The sequence below is a fragment of the uncultured Aquincola sp. genome, assembly GCF_964001545.1.
GTDB lineage: Bacteria > Pseudomonadota > Gammaproteobacteria > Burkholderiales > Burkholderiaceae_C > Aquincola.
In genome coordinates, this window is record NZ_CAXFDV010000865.1 from 1 (window position 1) to 3,035 (window position 3,035).

Sequence of the window (3,035 nt, forward strand, 5' to 3'; positions counted from 1 at the left end):
ACGTTTTCAACAGGGCCCGGTTCGGGCCTGCGCAAACCGGCGGTGCCGGCCTGCGCGGGAAGCCTGGTCGGCCGGCACGGCGCCGGCCTTCAGCTTCGTCATCGGTGGGGCGTCAGATCTTGCCGACCAGGTCCAGCGACGGGGTCAGGGTGGCAGCGCCTTCGTTCCACTTGGCGGGGCACACCTGGCCCGGGTGGGCGGCGGTGTACTGGGCGGCCTTCAGCTTGCGCAGCGTTTCCTTGACGTCACGGGCGATCTCGTTGGAGTGCACTTCCATGGTCTTGATCACGCCGTCGGGGTTCACCACGAAGGTGCCGCGCAGGGCCAGGCCTTCTTCGGGGATGTGCACGCCGAAGGCGTTGGTCAGGGCGTGGGTCGGGTCGCCGACCAGAGGGAACTTGGCCTTGCCGACGGCCGGCGAGGTTTCGTGCCACACCTTGTGCGAGAAGTGCGTGTCGGTGGTGACGATGTACACCTCGGCGCCGACCTTCTGGAACTCGGCGTAGTTGTCGGCCGCGTCTTCGATCTCGGTCGGGCAGTTGAAGGTGAAGGCTGCCGGCATGAAGATCAGGACCGACCACTTGCCCTTGAGGGTCTGCTCGGTCACGTCAACGAACTTGCCGTTGTGGAACGCCTGGGTCTTGAACGGTTGGACTTGGGTGTTGATCAGCGACATGTGTGTTCCTCGTTGTGGGTGGGTTGTGGACCGAGAGTGACTTTAGGCGTTCCAGGGCATCGCGTGGATTCATTAGAACAATGTGACCGATTGAGTTTGCCTAAGACGCGAGGGCGTCAGAATGGCGAACCAACGTCGTCGGAGGTGGCAGATGCGGTACGTGCTCCTGATCCGTGAACCCCTGGGCCAGCGCGCCACGCGCACCGAGGCGCAAGGGCGCCAGCTCTACGACCGCATGTTGGGCTTCGCGGCCGAGCTGCAATCGCGCGGCGTGCTGGTGGCGGCCGAATCGCTGGCCGACATGGGCCCGCAGACGGCCCGGCTGCAGGTGCGCGAAGGCCGCCGCAGCGTGATCGACGGGCCCTTCATCGAGACCAAGGAGATGGTCGGCGGCTTCTTCCTGATCGAGGTGCCCAGCCGCGAGGCGGCTTTGGACATCGCGGCCGAGTGCCCGGCGGCCCAGTGGTGCACGGTGGAAGTGCGCGAGGCCGCCCCCTGCTTCAAATGAAACGGGGCACCCGGTGCCGCGGGTACGCGGCCCCACCCTCCGAGAGGGTCCCGGGCCTGCTTGGGAGCGGCCCGGCGCTGGCCCGGGCGGGGCACCCGCCGCGTCGAAGCGGCGATAGGTGATTCGTCGTGCATGAACGGGCCACGCCGGCCCGCAGGAGCCCCACCATGCGTTTCATGATCATCGTGCGTGCCACGCCCGAAACCGAGGCCGAAGGCAACCCGCTGCCCGAGGACGAGACGGTGCTGCCCGCCATGCTGGCCTACCACGACGAACTGGCCCGCGCCGGCGTGCTGCTGGAGGGCAATGGCCTCAAGCCGAGCCGCCACGGCTGGCGCATCCGCTACCCCGGCGATGGCCGGCGCCAGGTGATCGACGGGCCGTTTGCCGAAACCAAGGAGCTGATCGCCGGCTACACGCTCATCCAGGTGCGCAGCCGCGAAGAGGCTATGGCATGGGCGCGCCGCTTTCCGGCCCCGCTGGGCGAGAAGGTGCCGGCCGAGATCGAGGTGCGCGAGCTGTACGAAGACAGCGACTTCCCGCCGCCGCCCGCCGCGCCCGCCGCCGCCGGATGACGCCCCCGCCGGCCGCATCGCCCACCCACCGCGCCATCGAGGCGGTGTGGCGGCTGGAGGCGTCGAAGATCATCGCCACCGTCGCCCGCCTGGTGCGCGACGTCGGCCTGGCCGAGGAGTTGGCGCAGGACGCCCTCATCGCCGCGCTGGAGCACTGGCCCGCCGACGGCCTGCCCGACAACCCCGGCGCCTGGCTGATGACCACCGCCAGGCACCGTGCGCTCGACCGCCTGCGCCAGCAGGCCATGCAGCAGCGTCGGCATGAAGAACTGGGCGCCGATGCCGATGCGCTGGGCACCCATGTGGTGCCCGATTTCGTCGACGCGCTGGACGCGGCGCGCCAGGACGACATCGGCGACGACCTGCTGCGGCTGATCTTCACCGCCTGCCACCCGGTGCTGCCCACCGAGGCGCGGGTGGCGCTGACGCTCAAGCTGCTGGGCGGCCTGTCCACCGCCGAGATCGCCCGCGCCTTCCTGGTGCCCGAGCCCACGGTGGCCCAGCGCATCGTGCGCGCCAAGCGGGCGCTGACGGCGGCCCGCGTGCCCTTCGAGGTGCCGCCGGCCGAGGCCCGCACCGAGCGGCTCGATTCAGTGCTCGACGTCATCTACCTCATCTACAACGAAGGCTATGCTGCGACGGCGGGTGCCGACTGGATGCGCCCCGCGCTGTGCGACGAGGCGCTGCGCCTGGGCCGCGTGCTGGCGGCGCTGGTGCCCCAGGAGCCGGAGGCGCAAGGCCTGGTGGCGCTGCTGGAACTGCAAAGCTCGCGCGCGGCAGCGCGGGTGGACGCGCAGGGCGCGCCGGTGCTGCTGGCCGACCAGGACCGCAGCCGCTGGGACCCGCTGCTGATCCGCCGCGGGCTGGCCGCGCTGGCCCGGGCGCAGGCGCTGGCCGAGGCCGGGCCCGGCTGGGGCCCGTATGCGCTGCAGGCCGCCATCGCTGCCTGCCATGCCCGTGCGCCGCGGGCGGAAGCCACCGACTGGCCGCAGATCGAGCGCCTGTACGAGGCCTTGATGGCCGCCGCACCGTCGCCCGTCGTGGCCCTGAACCATGCGGTGGCGGTGGGCATGGCGCGCGGCGCCGAAGCGGCCTGGCCGATGGTGCAAGCATTGGCCCAGGACAAGGCGCTGGCGCGTTACCCCTGGCTCTTCAGCGTCAAGGCCGACTTGTTGACGCGGCTGGGCCGCCGGGCGGAGGCCGAAACCGCCTTCCGCGAAGCGGCCGCCCTGACCCAGAACGAGCGCGACCGCGCCGTGCTGCTGCAACGGGCGCA

General features: G+C 70.8%; 4 protein-coding genes. 3 read left to right on the top strand and 1 reads right to left on the bottom strand.

Translation table 11 applies throughout. The annotated features are described in order from the left end of the window. Positions 1-112 precede the first annotated feature (112 nt). On the bottom strand, positions 113-676 hold the full coding sequence (gene ahpC, locus ABNT58_RS29795) for an alkyl hydroperoxide reductase subunit C (protein WP_250198436.1): 564 nt from the start codon (positions 674-676) through the stop codon (positions 113-115). A gap of 151 nt (positions 677-827) precedes the next feature. On the opposite strand from ahpC, the gene ABNT58_RS29800 reads away from it, so the two are divergent. The 3 genes from ABNT58_RS29800 to ABNT58_RS29810 all read left to right on the top strand — a co-directional run. Further along, positions 828-1,184, top strand: coding sequence for a YciI family protein (locus ABNT58_RS29800; protein WP_348756966.1), 357 nt, complete (start codon positions 828-830; stop codon positions 1,182-1,184). 167 nt (positions 1,185-1,351) lie between these two features. Continuing rightward, on the top strand, positions 1,352-1,759 hold the full coding sequence (locus ABNT58_RS29805) for a YciI family protein (protein WP_348756967.1): 408 nt from the start codon (positions 1,352-1,354) through the stop codon (positions 1,757-1,759). After that, the coding region (locus tag ABNT58_RS29810) for an RNA polymerase sigma factor (protein WP_348756968.1) at positions 1,756-3,035 on the top strand (1,280 nt) is incomplete at its 3' end. The genes ABNT58_RS29805 and ABNT58_RS29810, both read left to right, overlap by 4 nt.

Bases quoted from the DNA above. Each gene is read 5' to 3' on its own strand.
- ahpC (WP_250198436.1), bottom strand. From the start codon at position 676: ATGTCGCTGATCAACACCCAAGTCCAACCGTTCAAGACCCAGGCGTTC.
- ABNT58_RS29800 (WP_348756966.1), top strand. From the start codon at position 828: ATGCGGTACGTGCTCCTGATCCGTGAACCCCTGGGCCAGCGCGCCACG.
- ABNT58_RS29805 (WP_348756967.1), top strand. From the start codon at position 1,352: ATGCGTTTCATGATCATCGTGCGTGCCACGCCCGAAACCGAGGCCGAA.